The organism is Ruegeria sp. AH12, from assembly GCF_056541465.1.
Map to the genome: position 1 here is coordinate 708,049 of NZ_JBQFYL010000001.1, position 16,198 is coordinate 724,246.

Annotated in this window: 18 protein-coding genes and 1 pseudogene; 7 read left to right on the top strand and 12 right to left on the bottom strand. The window is 56.4% G+C overall.

What is annotated here, in order from left to right; genetic code table 11:
* Positions 1 to 35: 35 nt before the first annotated feature.
* Positions 36 to 674: a MarC family protein gene (locus ACR0EL_RS03570; RefSeq protein ID WP_480498240.1), complete on the bottom strand. Its 639-nt coding sequence runs from the start codon at positions 672 to 674 to the stop codon at positions 36 to 38.
* Positions 675 to 734: 60 nt separating this feature from the next.
* Positions 735 to 1,187 carry an iron-sulfur cluster assembly scaffold protein gene (locus ACR0EL_RS03575; protein ID WP_480498242.1) on the bottom strand — a complete coding sequence of 151 codons (453 nt, stop codon included), beginning with the start codon at positions 1,185 to 1,187 and terminating at the stop codon, positions 735 to 737.
* A gap of 48 nt (positions 1,188 to 1,235) precedes the next feature.
* Here ACR0EL_RS03575 and hisI point away from each other — a divergent pair, with 48 nt between their 5' ends.
* On the top strand, positions 1,236 to 1,625 hold the full coding sequence (gene hisI / locus ACR0EL_RS03580; RefSeq protein WP_480498244.1) for a phosphoribosyl-AMP cyclohydrolase: 390 nt from the start codon (positions 1,236 to 1,238) through the stop codon (positions 1,623 to 1,625).
* 51 nt (positions 1,626 to 1,676) lie between these two features.
* Here hisI and gluQRS read toward each other — a convergent pair whose 3' ends face one another.
* The 4 genes and pseudogenes from gluQRS to ACR0EL_RS03600 form a co-directional block, all read right to left on the bottom strand.
* Positions 1,677 to 2,558, bottom strand: coding sequence for a tRNA glutamyl-Q(34) synthetase GluQRS (gluQRS, locus tag ACR0EL_RS03585; protein ID WP_480498246.1), 882 nt, complete (start codon positions 2,556 to 2,558; stop codon positions 1,677 to 1,679).
* Complete coding sequence (locus ACR0EL_RS03590) at positions 2,555 to 3,169, bottom strand: class I SAM-dependent DNA methyltransferase (RefSeq protein ID WP_480498248.1); 615 nt, start codon at positions 3,167 to 3,169, stop codon at positions 2,555 to 2,557. The genes gluQRS and ACR0EL_RS03590 overlap by 4 nt, the downstream gene beginning before the upstream one ends.
* A 37-nt stretch (positions 3,170 to 3,206) precedes the next feature.
* Positions 3,207 to 4,547: a methylenetetrahydrofolate--tRNA-(uracil(54)-C(5))-methyltransferase (FADH(2)-oxidizing) TrmFO gene (gene trmFO, locus ACR0EL_RS03595; RefSeq protein ID WP_480498250.1), complete on the bottom strand. Its 1,341-nt coding sequence runs from the start codon at positions 4,545 to 4,547 to the stop codon at positions 3,207 to 3,209.
* A 257-nt stretch (positions 4,548 to 4,804) separates the two neighbouring features.
* Positions 4,805 to 5,599, bottom strand: a pseudogene (locus ACR0EL_RS03600) (enoyl-CoA hydratase); the annotation flags it as partial.
* A 49-nt stretch (positions 5,600 to 5,648) separates the two neighbouring features.
* Here ACR0EL_RS03600 and ACR0EL_RS03605 point away from each other — a divergent pair.
* Positions 5,649 to 6,092 carry a PaaI family thioesterase gene (locus ACR0EL_RS03605; RefSeq protein ID WP_353007519.1) on the top strand — a complete coding sequence of 148 codons (444 nt, stop codon included), beginning with the start codon at positions 5,649 to 5,651 and terminating at the stop codon, positions 6,090 to 6,092.
* A gap of 61 nt (positions 6,093 to 6,153) precedes the next feature.
* On the opposite strand, the gene ACR0EL_RS03610 is transcribed toward ACR0EL_RS03605, so the two are convergent.
* The gene (locus ACR0EL_RS03610) at positions 6,154 to 6,381 is read right to left on the bottom strand and encodes a YjiS-like domain-containing protein (protein WP_170536815.1); all 228 of its coding nucleotides are present in this window, start codon (positions 6,379 to 6,381) and stop codon (positions 6,154 to 6,156) included.
* Positions 6,382 to 6,480: 99 nt separating this feature from the next.
* On the opposite strand from ACR0EL_RS03610, the gene ACR0EL_RS03615 reads away from it, so the two are divergent.
* The 5 genes from ACR0EL_RS03615 to ACR0EL_RS03635 all read left to right on the top strand — a co-directional run bounded on the left by ACR0EL_RS03615 (position 6,481) and on the right by ACR0EL_RS03635 (position 10,450).
* On the top strand, positions 6,481 to 7,884 hold the full coding sequence (locus ACR0EL_RS03615) for an aminotransferase-like domain-containing protein (RefSeq protein WP_480498253.1): 1,404 nt from the start codon (positions 6,481 to 6,483) through the stop codon (positions 7,882 to 7,884).
* 13 nt (positions 7,885 to 7,897) lie between these two features.
* Positions 7,898 to 8,419 carry a GNAT family N-acetyltransferase gene (locus ACR0EL_RS03620; RefSeq protein ID WP_480498255.1) on the top strand — a complete coding sequence of 174 codons (522 nt, stop codon included), beginning with the start codon at positions 7,898 to 7,900 and terminating at the stop codon, positions 8,417 to 8,419.
* A 150-nt stretch (positions 8,420 to 8,569) separates the two neighbouring features.
* Positions 8,570 to 9,028: a 50S ribosomal protein L13 gene (gene rplM / locus ACR0EL_RS03625; protein ID WP_039536983.1), complete on the top strand. Its 459-nt coding sequence runs from the start codon at positions 8,570 to 8,572 to the stop codon at positions 9,026 to 9,028.
* Between the two features lie 6 nt (positions 9,029 to 9,034).
* On the top strand, positions 9,035 to 9,520 hold the full coding sequence (gene rpsI, locus ACR0EL_RS03630) for a 30S ribosomal protein S9 (protein WP_010440030.1): 486 nt from the start codon (positions 9,035 to 9,037) through the stop codon (positions 9,518 to 9,520).
* 210 nt (positions 9,521 to 9,730) lie between these two features.
* On the top strand, positions 9,731 to 10,450 hold the full coding sequence (locus ACR0EL_RS03635) for a class I SAM-dependent methyltransferase (RefSeq protein WP_480498258.1): 720 nt from the start codon (positions 9,731 to 9,733) through the stop codon (positions 10,448 to 10,450).
* Between the two features lie 38 nt (positions 10,451 to 10,488).
* Here ACR0EL_RS03635 and ACR0EL_RS03640 read toward each other — a convergent pair whose 3' ends face one another.
* From ACR0EL_RS03640 to ACR0EL_RS03660, 5 genes are read right to left on the bottom strand one after another with little or no spacing between them, the layout of a single operon-like run.
* Positions 10,489 to 11,649 carry an ABC transporter substrate-binding protein gene (locus tag ACR0EL_RS03640; protein ID WP_170536808.1) on the bottom strand — a complete coding sequence of 387 codons (1,161 nt, stop codon included), beginning with the start codon at positions 11,647 to 11,649 and terminating at the stop codon, positions 10,489 to 10,491.
* Between the two features lie 26 nt (positions 11,650 to 11,675).
* On the bottom strand, positions 11,676 to 13,562 hold the full coding sequence (locus tag ACR0EL_RS03645) for an AMP-dependent synthetase/ligase (protein WP_480498261.1): 1,887 nt from the start codon (positions 13,560 to 13,562) through the stop codon (positions 11,676 to 11,678).
* A 5-nt stretch (positions 13,563 to 13,567) separates the two neighbouring features.
* On the bottom strand, positions 13,568 to 14,341 hold the full coding sequence (locus ACR0EL_RS03650) for an ABC transporter ATP-binding protein (RefSeq protein ID WP_480498263.1): 774 nt from the start codon (positions 14,339 to 14,341) through the stop codon (positions 13,568 to 13,570).
* A complete protein-coding gene (locus ACR0EL_RS03655) occupies positions 14,338 to 15,102 on the bottom strand; it encodes an ABC transporter ATP-binding protein (RefSeq protein WP_480498265.1) in 765 nt (254 codons plus the stop codon). The genes ACR0EL_RS03650 and ACR0EL_RS03655 overlap by 4 nt, the downstream gene beginning before the upstream one ends.
* The gene (locus ACR0EL_RS03660; RefSeq protein ID WP_480498267.1) at positions 15,099 to 16,196 is read right to left on the bottom strand and encodes a branched-chain amino acid ABC transporter permease; all 1,098 of its coding nucleotides are present in this window, start codon (positions 16,194 to 16,196) and stop codon (positions 15,099 to 15,101) included. The genes ACR0EL_RS03655 and ACR0EL_RS03660 overlap by 4 nt, the downstream gene beginning before the upstream one ends.
* Positions 16,197 to 16,198: the final 2 nt, after the last annotated feature.

Genomic DNA, 16,198 nt, shown 5'->3' on the forward strand with positions numbered 1-16,198 from the left:
GCCGCCCATTCCGCCCGGAAGGAGCGGCGGTTTTTTTATAGTTGACCAGTTTTCATGATTTCCAGCATGGCCGATAAAACCGAATTGACGGCGACTGAGGCCAGGATCATGCCCATAACGCGGCTGATGATGGCAGCCCCGGAATGACCGATCAGACGAATGATCGGCTCGGCCAGCAACATCAGAACAAAGGCGAACACCAGCACAGACAGCATGACCAAGGCGGTGATGCCCTGATCTGCGGCGCTGTAGCGGTTGTTGTCGGTCAGAATGACGATCGCAAGCATCGCGCCAGGCGAGGCGAGTGACGGCACCGCCAACGGAAAGATCGCTGGATTGTGCTTATGGGTTTTGTCGTCTTTGTCATCTTCGGCTGCGCGCTGTTCGACATCCTGCTTGCTTTCACCAAAGATCATGGTCAACGCGAACAGGAATAGAATGATGCCGCCAGCGACCTGAAACGAGTTCAAGCCGATATCCAGCGCTTCGATCAGCAATTGGCCGAAGACCAGAAAGAACAGCAGGACCCCGGCACTGATCAGTGCGGCCAGAACGGCGACCCGTCTGCGGGCCGATGCCGCAAGACCTGCGGTCACTGCGATGAAAACCGGGATAGTCCCAATTGGGTCGATCACGACCCATAGGGTTACAAAATGCTCAAGTAAATTGTCCACACCAAACCCCTCTAACCAGTAGTTGGCGAGGTTAGACGGGAAAGTTTGGAAAAGCTACGCTCAGGCGCAGTTGGCCTGTTCGGCAAGTCCGATCGCTTCGGCCGCGGCGTCCAGACACAGCAGGATCGAGGCGTGGCGGTTTTTATACTCGCGTGCCGGCATCAGAACCTCAAGCCCGTCAAACGGTGCATCCGGAACCGGGCCGTCCTTTTTCAACATCGCTGCAAGCTGATCCCGGGCCGTTTCGATCTGTGCGCGCGTCGCGCCGATGACTGCCTCACCCACAACAGAAGCCGAAGCCTGACCCAACGCGCAGGCTTTGACATCCTGCCCAAAAGCACTGACACGCCCATCCTGCATTTTTACATCCACGGTTACGGTCGACCCGCACAGGGGAGAGCGTTTCTTAACCGTTGCATCGGGGTTATCCAGCCGTTCGAGATGGGGGATATCTGCGGCCAGCGCAAGAATTCTTGCGGAGTACAGCTTTATCAGATCGTTTTCGCCACTCATGGCTTTCCCTCGTTGCGTGTTCCCCATACATAGTGGCCAGCCCTTGGGATGCAAAAGGTTTTTCTGATGTCTGATCCAATTGTGTTTGACCCCGCAACCTTGAAATATAATGAGGCAGGGCTGGTTCCAGCCATCGCGCAAGACCATGCATCAGGCGAGGTTCTGATGATGGCTTGGATGAACGCGCAGGCGATTGAACGAACCTTGGAAACAGGTCGGGTTACCTATTGGTCAAGGTCGCGGCAATCCTTCTGGATCAAAGGTGAGTCTTCGGGGCATACGCAGGCGTTGGTCGATTTCCGCGTTGATTGTGACCGGGATTGCCTGCTGGTTCTGGTCGATCAGAAAGGTCCTGCCTGTCACACGAACCGGCGCAGCTGTTTCTATACCGCCATCCGGGACGGGGATGAGACCGAGTTGATGAAACCGATGGAATAAAGGCCCGCGCTCTGCCTTGAGTGCGCTTATTCCTGATTCTAATCAGCGTGGTCAAAGACCAACCATCGCACGGATGTCTTCGGGGCTCGCACCGTCGGATCGGTATTTCGATATCGCACGGGCATCGTCTCGTTTCGCCAAGCGCTTGCCTGCGTCGTCACGGATCAAATCGTGGTGGAAGTATTCGGGGACTGGCAGCTCCAGAAGGGCCTGTAGCAGGACATGGATGCGCGTGGCGTCAAACAGATCCTGACCGCGCACAACCCGCGTGATGCCCTGTGCTGCATCATCCAGAACGACAGACAGATGGTACGACGTCCCCATACCTCGGCGGGCCAGAACGACGTCACCGATCGTTGTGATCAACTCTTGCGGCGTAAACTTGACTGTTCCGGTTTCGCCATTGGGGCCTATGCCATGTTCGGTGAACTGTCCGGCTAAGGCGTCACTGTTAAAAACGTGTTGCGCCGCTTTGGCCATATCCAGGCGCAGCGCTTCGTTTTGTGGGCGGGGTGTATCTTCTGATTTTGGTACGCGATGCCGACATGTGCCCGGATAGATCACACCATCAGGGCCCAATAGCGGTGCGCCTTCCTGTGGGGCGCTGACCGCTGCGGCAATATCTTTGCGGTTGCAGCTGCAGGGGTACAGAAAGCCGCGCTGCCAGAGTTTATCCAGCGCTGCATCGTAGATTACCTGACGCTCGGATTGGCGTATGACGGGTTTGGGCCAGCGCAGGCCAAGCCATGTGAGGTCGTCATAGATCTGTTCTTCCCAGTGCGGGCGCGATCTGGATTGATCGATATCTTCGATCCGCAACAGGAATTCACCACCTTCAGACGCCACCATGTCGTGCGCCAGCAACGCCGAATAGGCGTGCCCCAGATGCAAAGGACCCGTCGGAGATGGCGCAAAGCGCGTGGTGAATGTCACGTTTTTTCTAATACATACACGTCGGACTTCATGCCCAGACCCGGCAAATGAGGACCGTGTTCGCGGAACAAAAGTCGTGCCGCCCCTATATCCAACCAGTCGTTCAGCCGCGCTGTATAGGTGTGATCCGCAAGTGTGTGATCGTTGAAGGAAAACGACAGCATTCCACCTTTGGGCAGCGCGTGCATCAGCATATCCAGTGTCTCAGGTGGGGCTGCACCCGCTCCGATGACACCGATGGCCGTGATCGCGGTATAAGCGCCATTGGTAAGCGGCGCAGGATCGGTGATCTCAAAGTTGGACAGTGTTCTATAGACGCCTTTGGTTTTTGCAACTGCCAGCATGTTGGCGGTTGGGTCCATGCCGTCGATGACTTCGAAACCGGCATTTCGCAACGCGACCCCTGACAGACCGGTGCCGCAACCATAGTCCAGAACCGGCGTCTGAGATTCGGGCTTTTGCGACCAGAGCGCCTGAGCCACGCGATCCGGAGTGGCATAGCCTTGCTCCGCCACTTCGGCCTCATAGGTCGCGGCCCATTTTTGGTAGTGGGCCTCAGTCTGTTCGGGGGTTTCCAGATCGTAGGTGCTTCTAAAAAATTCGTCGCTCATATGCAGATGGTAGGCTGAACCTTTAAGCTTCGTCCAGTCAGCAAGCGCCTAACCAGTTGTTCCATTCCGTTTTGGCGCGATCTGTGTAGGCTTTGTAACGGTCCTTGCGTCCCCGACGACCGCCTTTCAGGCCATCGACCGGGCGAAATAGGCCGAAATTCACATTCATCGGTTGAAAGGTCTTTGCCTCAGCCCCGCCCGTGATGTGGTGGATCAAAGCGCCCATCGCACTGTCTTGCGGCACCTCGGGCAGCGAGTGCCCTAGAATTTCTGCCGCGGCCAGGCGTCCGGCCAGCAGACCCATCGCAGCGCTTTCAACATAGCCTTCAACCCCGGTGATCTGACCGGCAAAGCGGATGTTCGGTTTCGACTTTAGCCGCATCTGCGCGTCCAAAAGGGTGGGCGAGTTGATAAACGTATTCCGATGGATACCGCCCAGGCGCGCGAAGCTCGCGTTTTCCAGGCCAGGGATCATGCGGAACACCTCGGTCTGCGCGCCGTATTTCATCTTGGTCTGGAAGCCCACAATATTGAACAGCGTGCCTAGGGCATTATCGCGGCGCAATTGCACAACGGCATGCGGTTTTACATCCGGTTGATGCGGGTTGGTCAGGCCAACGGGTTTCATCGGACCATGACGCAGGGTCTCGCGTCCGCGCTCCGACATCACCTCGATGGGCAAACAGCCGTCGAAATACCCCGCGGTTTCGCCTTCGTGAAATTCGGTCTTGTCGGCGGCCAACAGAGCATCAATGAATGCCTCATACTGATCGCGGTCCATCGGGCAGTTCAGATAGGCGGTGCGTTCCTCCTCCGTCTCGCCCTTATCATAGCGCGACTGCATCCAGGCTTGGCTCATGTCAATACTGTCGGCATAGACAATCGGCGCGATCGCATCAAAGAATGCCAGCGCCTCGGCCCCGGTTTCAGCCCGGATCGCTTCACCCAGAGCGGGCGAAGTCAACGGACCCGTGGCAAAGATCCAATGCCCATCATCGGGCAGGGTCGTGACTTCTTCATCGGTGACGCTCACACGGGGATGGGCGCGCAACTTGGCGGTGACGTCTTCGGCAAACGGATCGCGGTCAACCGCCAACGCGCCCCCAGCAGGCAGGCGGTGCGCATCAGCTGTGGTCATGATCAGCCCGTTCGCGGCGCGCATCTCCCAATGCAGCAGACCAACAGCATTTTGTTCATCATCGTCTGAGCGAAAAGAGTTTGAGCACACCATTTCGGCAAGGTTGCCTGTCTGGTGCGCAAAGGTGCCGATAGTGGGGCGCATTTCATGGATAACTACATCCACGCCCATCTCTGCGGCTTGCCATGCGGCCTCGGACCCGGCCATGCCGCCGCCCACGATATGTAAAACTTGAGTCATGCGCTGCCACATAGGGCAGGGGGCAAGTGGACGCAACTCACCCGTAAGACTGTAGCGCTGAATTTACGGGAGGTCTTGGGGTCGCCGCTGCGGGAATGTCAACGCCGGTGAGAGAAACCAGCTTGGAGGGACCTTCCGCCCACGGCGACCCAAAAGTATGTCCAAGGCCTCAGCCTCGTCTCAGCTTTGCCACAGTGCTGCCCTTTTGAAAAGTGCAAAAATGAAAACAGTGGCAAAAAATATACCTGACAATTGCGTTATTGGGTCCAATTCGGGGGGCGTTTCTCGATAAAGGCGGAAATGCCTTCTTCGGTATCCCGATGCAGCATATTCTGCGCCATTACCTCTCCGGTATAGGTATAAGCCTGATCCAGTGGCATCTGAAGCTGTTGATAAAACGCTTCTTTCCCGATTTTCACCGCACTTCCCAACTTGCTGGCCAGCTGCTCTGCAAGCGAAATTGTCTCGTGTTCCAGCAACATTTCAGGCACCACGCGATTGACTAAGCCGAGTTCTGCCGCGCGTTCGGCAGTGATGAAATCACCAGTTGTCAGCATCTCAAAGGCCAGTTTTCTGGGGATATTACGGCTGAGTGCGACCATAGGTGTCGAACAGAACAGCCCGATATTCACGCCATTCACGCCAAAACGTGTGCCTTCAGCTGCAACGGCAAGATCGCAGGTTGCCACCAACTGACAGCCTGCCGCAGTCGCAATGCCGTGCACTTGCGCGACAACGGGCTGTGGCAGGGACTGGATAGACATCATCATCTTGGCACAGCGATTGAACAGATCCTGAAAGTAAGCTTTGCCGCCATCCTCGGATTGCCGGCCTATTGTCATCTGTTTCAAGTCATGCCCGGCGCAGAAGGCTTTGCCCGCACCCGACAGGGTAATGGCGCGGATCGACCTGTCTTCGCGCAGGTTGTCGAACTCAGCTTGCAGGGCTGCCAGCATCTCGTCGCTCAGGGCGTTCAACCGATCCGGCGCATTCAATCGAAGCTGCGCGACCGCGCCAGTGTCGTTACGTTCCAAAATTGCCATCTTGCCCTCCTGCTGGCTGTTGGGCCAACTCTAGGGCGCAAGATACAGGAGGGGAAGCATGGGATTGGCGCTGAACAAGGACGAACTGTCACAATACCTGGCCGAGGTATTCCCACAGGTCCACAAGGACTTCGTGGTCGAGGCGCTGGATGAGGACAGCATCACCATGCGCCTTGTTGTGGCAGATCGTCACTTGCGCCCCGGTGGTACAGTGTCTGGCCCTTCGATGTTCGGTCTGGCGGATGTCTGTGTCTACGCCATGGTGCTGGCGCGCAAAGGTCGCCAGTCGCTTGCCGTAACCACCAACAGTTCGCTGGATTTTCTGCGAAAACCCGAAGGCGGTAAAGACCTGGTTGCCACATGTCGGTTGCTGAAACTCGGGCGCAGCCTGGCTGTCGGGGATGTGCTGATCTACTCCGAAGGCTCAGATCAGCCCGTTGCTCGGGCCAGTATGACCTATTCGCTTCCACCGGCAGGGTCGGCTGCGGCCAAGTACGGATAAAAAAGGCCGGGGATAAACCCCGGCCCAGGAAGAGGTCCCAAAAAATGGGACTGGGGATCAATCAGAGCTGCCAGAAATGGCGGCTTACTTCACGTTTGGCCTGCATTGGGGTCAGACCAACATCCTCAAGAAGCCTGTCATCCAGATAGCTCAGGTTAATGCGACTGCGACGACGGCGTTCCCATTGAGTGACCGCCGCCGCAAACCGCACGGCCAGCGCGGCGATCAGCGGCAACCGGGGGCTGTCGTTCAGCAGCAAGAGGGCGGGGTTGTGCATTGTGCGTGTCATCTCAGTATTCCTTTCCAATTGTATTGACACAAAGCATTGATGTTCGATATGTGTACTTGATACATTCAAGATTGTGTCAAACGCAAAGGAAGAATTGTAATGGATACAATTTGGCCAAGCACGCTGCCAAAGTCCAAGGGGCCAAAGTATACTCTGGTTGCCGACACAATACGAAAAGCTATTGATAACAAAACTTTAGGTATCGGCACTAAACTGCCACCGGTGCGAGAACTGGCGTATCGATTGCATATTACACCCGGCACTGTCGCGCGCGCCTATACGATTCTCACCGATGAGGGGTTGCTACAAGCCGAGGTCGGACGTGGTACATTCGTAGCCCCGCCAAAATCTCCGATTCTGGATGATGTCTGGTCCCGGCAACTTCATCTGGCCGAGGCGCAGAACACCCACCATGTCAGCCTGTTCAGCCCCAGGCTGGTGGATATGGGGCAGGTGTCGTTGATCCGCGAGTGCTTGCAGAAAGTCTCTCAATCCGATCCCGCATTATTCATGAACTACCCCACACGCGATGCGTATCAGCCCATGCGACAGGCTGTGGTTGATTGGCTTTCGGATCTTCCGCTAGGCCCGCTGAACGATGATGACATTGTCCTGACCCATGGGGGGCAGAATGGGCTGTGCCTGGTGTTTCAAACCATCCTGCAAGGGCCCAAGCCGGTCGTTTTGGTCGAGGACCTGTCTTACGCCGGTTTCCGTCGTGCCGGAGAGTTGATGCGCGCCGAGGTGGTCGGCATCCGAATGGACAAATGGGGTATCGATCCCGGCGCAATGGAACATGTTCTGCGCCAAACCCCGGCGCAGGCGGTGTGTGTGTCACCCGAAGTGCAAAATCCAACCGCAACACACACGCCTTTGGAAAGGCGCAAAGAAATCGTTGAAATTGCGCGGAAATTCGATGTTCAGATCGTTGAGGATGATTGCTATCGCATGGGGGACGCCAAAGAACCCAGTTTCCGCGCCCTTGCGCCCGAGCGTGGGTGGCATGTGTCTTCGATCTCGAAGATTCTGACCCCAGCCCTGCGGGTTGGCTTTGCCATCGCTCCGCGTGAACGCAGCGTGGGTTTGCGACGGTCTGCCGAATATGGGTATTTTGGCTTGGCTCAGCCCTTGGCCGAGTTAACCCGTCTGCTTCTGTCTGACCCTAGAACGCGCCAGATTGCACAAGACGTACGTAGTAGGATGACGGAATATGTTCACATCACAGTAAACGCCCTAGGTGGGTTTGATCTGAACTGGGCCCCCGATGTCCCGTTTGTCTGGCTGAACCTGCCGTCGGGTTGGCGCGCCGCTGCCTTTAGCCGCGCGGCTGAGCGAGAGGGGATACAGTTGCGGTCTGCGGATGAATTCGCATTGCGGGATGGTCGTGCACCAAATGCGGTGCGCATTGCCATGAACGGACATGTCTCGCTGCAACGATTTGAAGACGCCATGATGCGCCTGCGGTCTTTGCTGGACAATCCACCGGAACAGATCTCGGTCTAAGGTGACTGGGTTAATGCATATCCCCCAATTGCGCGGCGGCGGGTTTGTAATTGACCCAATGACAGAAGCCGATTTCGAGCCGCTCTATGCTGCCGCTAGCGACCCAGTGATCTGGGCCGGTCACCCGGCAAGGACGAGGCATAAAAGAGATGTTTTTGGCCCTTATTTTGAGTTCCTGCTTGCGACAGAAGGTGCTGTGACAGTCCGGGACACAGGTGGTCGGGTCGTGGGATGTTCAAAATACTACAATCCACCCGAGGTTCCCGGGGGGATCGCGATTGGGTATAGTTTTCTGACTGTGGATCATTGGGGCGGCACCAGTAATCGGGCGGTAAAGGCGCTGATGCTTGATTATGCTTTTCAGGATTGGGACCAAGTCTGGTTTCATATCGACCCTTCCAATATTCGATCGCAAAAAGCGACAGCAAAAATAGGGGCACGATACGTGGATAACCAATCACTTGACTTGGGGAATGGCCCTACGATGTGGATGCGCTGGGTTTTGCTAAAAGATGTGTGGAATAATGTGGGGTAAAATAATACCTATTTTTTAAAGCATTGTTATCTAACAAGTAAATCTATCTTTGCGCGCTTGACCTGCATGCGTTCACCCCATAAAACCCGTCCATCGAATTCGGGCTGCTCCGCTGGGGCGGTCTTTCACATCAAACAGGACTATCCTGCCATGAAAACCTTTTCTGCAACACCTGCAGACATCGACAAGAAATGGATCCTGATCGACGCAGAAGGCGTTGTTCTGGGCCGTCTTGCTTCGATCGTCGCCATGCGCCTGCGTGGCAAGCACAAAGCGTCGTTCACCCCGAACATGGACATGGGCGACAATGTCATCGTGATCAACGCTGACAAAATCCAGATGACCGGCAAGAAGCGCGAAGAGAACTTCTACTGGCACACGGGCCACCCGGGCGGCATCAAGTCGCGCACCAAGCAGCAGATCCTTGAGGGTGCACACCCCGAGCGCGTCGTGACCCAAGCGGTCAAGCGCATGCTGCCGGGCAACCGTCTGGCGCGCCAGCAGATGACCAATCTGCGCGTTTATGCCGGTGCTGAGCATCCCCACGAGGCGCAAGCGCCCGAAGTTCTGGACGTTAAGTCCATGAACAAGAAAAACACCCGGAGCTAATGACCGATGGCTGATCAGATCAATACTCTCGAAGAGCTGAGCGCCGTCGCAGGCGTTGAAACCGTGGCCGAAGAAGTCATCGTGCGTGAACCCGTACGTGACGAGCTGGGTCGTTCCTATGCCACCGGCAAGCGTAAAGACGCTGTTGCCCGCGTTTGGATCAAGCCGGGCTCCGGCAAGGTCACCGTGAACGGCAAAGACCAGGACAAGTATTTCGCGCGTCCCGTTCTGCAGCTGATCCTGCGCCAGCCGTTCCAGGTTGCTGGTGTTGAGGGTGAGTTCGACGTTGTCGCAACCGTCAAAGGCGGTGGCCTGACCGGGCAAGCCGGTGCGGTTAAGCACGGCATCTCGAAAGCGTTGCAGCTTTATGATCCCAACCTGCGTGGCGCTCTGAAAGCCGCTGGCTTCCTGACCCGCGACAGCCGCGTTGTGGAACGTAAGAAATACGGTAAGCGCAAGGCGCGTCGTTCGTTCCAGTTCTCGAAGCGTTAATCACAAATGCTTCCAGATTTCAAATCGGGCGTCTGCAATCGCAGGCGCCCTTTTTTTGTTCTGATAGGCAACAATGCGCTGCTTGTCTGAATTTCTGAAACCAGCGCTGCCAATTCGTGTAAACCTGATCTCGAAGAGTACAGACTGTTAGAAGACCGTAGTTTCCTTTCAAAGCGGTGGCCTAGGGTTGTCGCGTAGATCGAGGCACCCATGGACACGGCAGAGCTTGACGAAATTATTGAACAGGCGATCGGGGTTAGTCAGGACCGGCATCAATTGTGGGTCAATCTCAGCTCGCGGCTGAAGTGTAGATCTGTTTGTGAGGTTGGGGTCTGGAAAGGCCAGTTTGCCGAAACCCTGCTGACACAGGTCGCCCAAATTGAACACTATACCCTGATCGATCCATGGCGGAATCTGCCGGACTGGAACAAGCCTGCCAACAAAACGGATATCGAGTTCGAAGAAATCCGAAACGAAGCGCTCAGACGGGTCAGCCCGTTTCTGGACAAGGTGACTGAAATTCGCGACACAACACGTAACGCCCAGTCGCATATACCAGACCGCTCACTGGACTTGGCGTATATCGACGGCGATCACACCTTGCGTGGGATCACCATTGATCTTCATGCGATGCTACCGAAGATCCGCAAGGATGGGTTCATTGGCGGCGATGATTTCACCAAGACGATCTGGCAGCATAGCCAAGAATATAGCCCCAGCGAGGTTTTCCCCTATGCCATTTATTTCTGCGAGGCGCAGGGGCTGCCGATCTATACGCTTCCGTTCAACCAGTTTCTGATCGTGAATGCCCAGACGGGATTTCGCGTAATCGATCACGGTGGGTATGCAACTCTGACGCCAGCTCAGATCTATGCCCGGCCCAGAGCGCAGAAATTGCGGAAAAGACTAAAGAAATTGCTTAAGGCCTGAGAGTGCGAAAGGGGCCGCAGCCCCTTTCATTGGATGGCCTATTCCTCGTAGACGAGGTTCCAGGCTCCGTTTTCCACCACATTCACAAAGACCGTATCGGCGCCCTGATGATCGTCTGCGCTGTACGAGATGTGGTTGCCGACCAACTCATCCGTATAGTCCAGCGATTCCATCGCGGCGATAAAGCTATCGTGGGTCAAGTCTGGGCCGGCGGCCTCTAGCGCTTTGACCATCATCTCAGCGGCGGAATAGCCCAGCATTGCAAAGCCAACCGGATCTTCGCCCGTTGCGGCCTTGTATTCCTCGATAAACGCGGCAGGGACGGGTTCATCCGCGCGCGCCCATAGGTCCTGCCAGGATGCAGCGGCATAAAATCCGTCGGTCACACCACCCGGAACCTGTGCCACAACGGTGAGGAAGCTGGCAGATGTACCCAGGAATTTCATATCCGTTAGGCCCATCTTCTTGGCGGTTCCAACAACGGTGATGGCCTGACGCACCCCAAGAGCGATGGTGACGATATCGCAGCCATCTTCCTTAAGTTTGCTCAACGAGCCTACAAAATCCGTTTCATCCGGTTTGTGCGTGGTTTCCGAAGCAAATGAGATACCAGCCTCTTCCGCGCCTGATTTGCTACCTTCCAGTATTTCCTCACCGAAATCGGTTGGCAGATACATAGTGCAAACGGCCTGCGACCCGAACTCGCCCGCCAGGTATTTCACGCCAACGCGCGCCTGGTCGTAATAGGTTGAGAACGACGTGAACTTGTTCCTGACCGGCTCTTGCAGCATTTGCCGTGCAGCGGTCAGAGGGGCAACGTTGGGAATGCCTTTCGGATCCAGCAGTTTGAACCCGGCCAGGTTCATGGGCGTGCCCAGCGATTGCAGCATGGCGAATACCTTGTCGCGGTTCAGCAGCTTGTTATAGCCCTGCATCGCGCGCGGCATCTGATAGCCATTGTCTTCGACCACATAGCGGATCGTGCGACCATGAACGCCGCCTGCCGCATTGACTCGATCAAAGACCACATTCGCGCCTTTGGTCGCCGGAACGCCCACGGCGGCGAAAATACCGCTAAGGTCATTGACCGCACCGATCACGATCTCATCATCGGTCACACCCTGCGTTTGTGCCCAGCCCATCGTGGCTGACGCTGTCAAAGCCGCAGCGACCGTTAGCCGGTTTATCAGCTTGCTCATAGTTCTCCTCCCGTTTCGTGCTTTGGTTAAGTGTACATGTCTTCAATCAGATGTGCGTGTTTCTTTTCCACGGCGCCGCGTTTCAGTTTCATCGTCGCGGTCAGTTCTTCATCTTCGGCGGTCAACAACACGTCGATTAGCCTGAAATCCTTGACCTGTTCGACGCGGGCGAAATCCGCGTTTACCGAAGCGACCTCGGCCCCGATCAGCTCTTTGATCTCAGGTGCTGCGCAAAGTGAGGCGAAGTTCGAAAAAGGGATCTTTCGGTCCTGCGCGAATTTCTCGACATTCTCCTGATCGATCATGATGAGCGCTGTCAGGTACTTACGCTGATCGCCAACAATCACGGCGTCCGAGACGTAGTGGCTAAACTTCAGCCGACTTTCAATCTCGGCAGGGGTGATGTTCTTACCGCCTGCCGTGATGATTATGTCCTTCATTCGACCGGTGATCGAGACATAGCCATCCGCGTCAATCGTTCCGACATCGCCGGTGCGCAGCCATCCATCATCGGTGAAGCTTTCAGCCGTCTTGGCGTTGTTACGCCAATAGCCCTGAAAGATGTTCAGACCTTTGATCTGCAACTCACCTTCGTCCGAGACCCGGATATCGCACCCCTCAGCCGCACGCCCGATGGTTCCGATACGGTTCTCATCAGTGGTGTTCAGCGATGCCAGACCTGCGGTTTCGGTCATGCCGAACCCTTCGACCAGCGGTACACCAATCGCCCAGTACCATTTCAACAGATCAGGCGAGATTGGGGCCGCACCAGACCCCCCTCGGCGCATCTTGTCCATGCCCAGCATTCGGCGTAGGTTGCGCAGGACCAGATGATCCCAAACCCAGAATTGGGTGGCGATACCCGCCGGAACAGGCTGTCCTCTGCTCAGGTACTCAGCCCGCGCCAGACCGGCCTTAACTGCCAGACCAAATGCAACCCGCCCAAAGCGCGTTGCGTCCTGTGACATGATCTGGACCTGAGCATAAATCTTCTCCCACACGCGCGGCACAGCGGTGAAGGTGGTGGGCGAGACCTCTTGCAGGTTCGCAAACACCGTTTCCGGGCTTTCCGCGAAGTTCACCGTGCATTTGGAGGCCAACGGGAAATAGACCGAAACATCGCGCTCCAGAATATGACATAGCGGCAGGAAGCAGAGCTGTTCATCGCTGGCCTTTGCAGGCAGGGCCCGCGCGCCACTTTCCATGGCAGCCAGAATGTTCTCATGGCTCAGCATCGCGCCTTTGGGCTGGCCCGTTGTGCCCGATGTGTAGACCAGCAAGGCGGTGTCGGATGGTCGGGCTTGGGCGATTTCGGCTTCGAACCGGCCCGAGCCCTCTGCCTCTGCCTGCTGACCAAGGGCGTAAAGCTGGTCGATCATCATACAGCGCGGGTGGTCGAGGTCATGCAGACCTTCATCTTCAAGGATGATGACCTTCTTCAAATCGGGAACCGCGTCTTCGACCTCGAGAAACTTGTCCAGTTGCTCTTCGTCTTCAACGATCAGAAAGCGGCTGGTGCTGTCGTTGATCAGATATTGCACTTGGCTGGCCGCATCGGTCGTATAGATGCCGGATGAAATCCCGCCGACACATTGAATGCCCATGTCGAACCACGCCCATTCCTTGCGGTCCTCGGACAGGATCGAGACGACCTGACCGCGCTCAAGCCCTAACTTACGCAAGCCAAGCCCGATCCACTTGGCGTGCTGCCAATAATCGGCCCACGAGTAGGATCTCCAGATCCCCAGGTCTTTTTCCCGATGCGCCGTGCGATCCCCCAGATCAGCGCAGCGGCTCTGGAACAATTCCGAGATCGTGACAGCCCCGTCGACCCGCACGGGTCGCTGACCTGCGGTTGCGTTGAACTGAACGCCATTGATGTCGATCTGCGGGGGCAGGGGGGTGCTATCCATCCGCGTCACCTCCACGTCTTTTTGCGTTTCCAGCGGCGGTTTTCACGCGCGCCTTCTTCCTGAACGCCCAGATAAAAGTTCTGGATGTCCTCGGATTGCAAAAGCTTGTTGGCTGCACCGTCCATCACGATCCGCCCAACCTCCATCACATAACCATGGTGGGCCAGTTCCAACGCGGCGTGGGCGTTCTGTTCGACCAGCATCATTGTCATGTTTTGTTCTTCGTTCAGACGTTTCAGAATGCCAAAGATTTCCTGAACCAACAGCGGCGACAAGCCGAGGGAAGGTTCGTCCAGCAGCATAATCTTGGGGCTGGCCATCAGCCCCCGGCCGATCGCCAGCATTTGCTGCTGCCCACCTGACAGCGTCCCGGCCTCTTGTCCGCGACGGTCTTTCAGAACCGGAAAGTAGCTGAACACCATCTCTCGGTCTTGTTCGATCTGGGATTTGTCTTTGGCCGTATAGGCCCCGAGGCTGAGGTTTTCATTGACGGTCAGCAGGGGAAACACTTCGCGTCCTTCGGGGACATGCACGATACCCTGTTGCACGACCTTATGCGGCTCAGATCCCTGAATATCCTGCCCGTCGAAGGTGATCTTGCCCTTTTCCGGGTCCATGACGCCGGACACTGTTTTCATCAGCGTGGTCTTACCCGCGCCATTGGCCCCAAGGATCGAGACGATCTGACCCGGATGCACGTCCAGCGAGACACCGCGAATGGCCATGATCGGGCCATAGAAACTTTCGATATTGCGTATCTTCAGGATCGGATCGCTCATGAGGCTTTACCCAGATAGGCCTCAACCACGGCGGGGTGGGATTGCACCTCGGTTGGCGTTCCGAGCGCCAGTTTGGCGCCGTCCGCCATTGCCAGAACCCGGTCGGACACGCCCGAAACCAGCCCCATATCATGTTCAACCATCAGAACGGTGATCCCCATCTGACGCCGAATATCATCGATCCACCAGCGCATGTCGGTGGTTTCCTCGACCGACAGCCCCGAGGCTGGTTCGTCCAGCAGCAGCAGCTTGGGATCGGTGGCCAGCGCACGCGCGACCTCAACCACTTTGCGAACCCCATAAGGCAGGCCCGAGATCATCTTGTCGCGGTAAGCCTGCAGATCGAGGAAGTCGATGATCTCTTCGACCTTCTCGCGGTTTTTCAGCTCTTGTCGGCGGGCGGAGGGTAAGAACAGAACCTCGGACAAAAGGTTGGTTCTGCGGTGGCGGTGTCGACCGACCAGCAGGTTCTGAAGTACCGTGGCATGTTCGAACAGTTCGATATTCTGAAAGGTTCGCGCCACCCCGAATGCAGCAACGCCTGAGGGTTTCACCCGCAACAGATCATGACCGTCAAACCGGATCGAGCCAGCAACCGGGTCGTAGAAGCGCGAAATCAGATTAAATACCGTCGACTTGCCCGCGCCGTTGGGACCGACGATGGCAAAAACCTCGCCTTCCTCAACCTCGAAGGACAAATTATCAACCGCGGTGACACCGCCGAATTTCAGGGTGACGTTTTCAAACTCCAGCAGGCTCATCTCAGACGCTCCGTCTTGAGGTAGGATTTCTGCCGTTTGAACATGTCTTTGCGGTAGAACGGGAACAGCTCGAACCATGTGCGGATTTTCAGCCAGCGGCCGTACATGCCCAGGGGTTCGAACAGGATGAAGGCGATCAGAATCATGCCGAAGATGCCGAACTCTAGGCCCGGAATGGCGACTGTGTTGCCACCGAACAATGCTCCGACATATTCCTTCGAGATCGACAGGAATTGTGGAAGGAAGCCAATAATGATGGCCCCCAGAAACGCGCCATGGATCGAGCCCAGCCCGCCGATCACGATCATCATCAGCAACTGGATCGAGATCAGAACGCTGAAGGTTTCGTTGTTGAACGCCCCGGAGAACATGCCCATCAGCGCACCCGCCCAGCCGGTCACCGCGCAAGATAGCGCAAAAGAGATCATCTTAGTGCGCGCGATATCAACGCCCATGGCTTGCGCGGAAACTTCGGAATCCCGCACTGCGATGAAGCTGCGCCCCAAAGGCGCGCGCAGCAGATTGATGTAGCCCAGCGTGACCAGCACAGCGACGCTTAGCACCAGCCAGAAGAACGGGGCAGGGGTGCCCCAACGATCCACGCTCAGCCCGAAGATATCGACACCGCCGATGAACTTGCCTGCCACGCCGCCGGTAAGGGGCTCGCTTAGAACAATCACGTCATCCATCAGGATCGACAGCGCCATGGTGAAGATGGCCAAATAAATGCCATGCAGGCGCAGGGCAGGGATGGCGACGGTGACTCCGGCTATTCCGGTCAATATGCCCGCCAGCGGGAAGGCGATCAGAAAGGGTACCCCGGCTTCGATCAGGATCACATTGGCATAGCAACCAAAGGCCAGAAATGCGGCGTGGCCCAGGCTGACTTGCCCGGTATGCCCGGTCAGGATCATCAGGCCCAAACCAGCGATGGCCCAGATCAGAACATTGGTCAACTCACCAAGATAGAAGTCGTCCAGCCACCACGGGGCCGTTGCGATGACAACAAGCAAGATCAAATACAGGCTGAGCTGATATCCGTCTTTCCAAGGGCGGATATCCTGCATGTAGTCGGTTTTGAAAACGATACGCATCG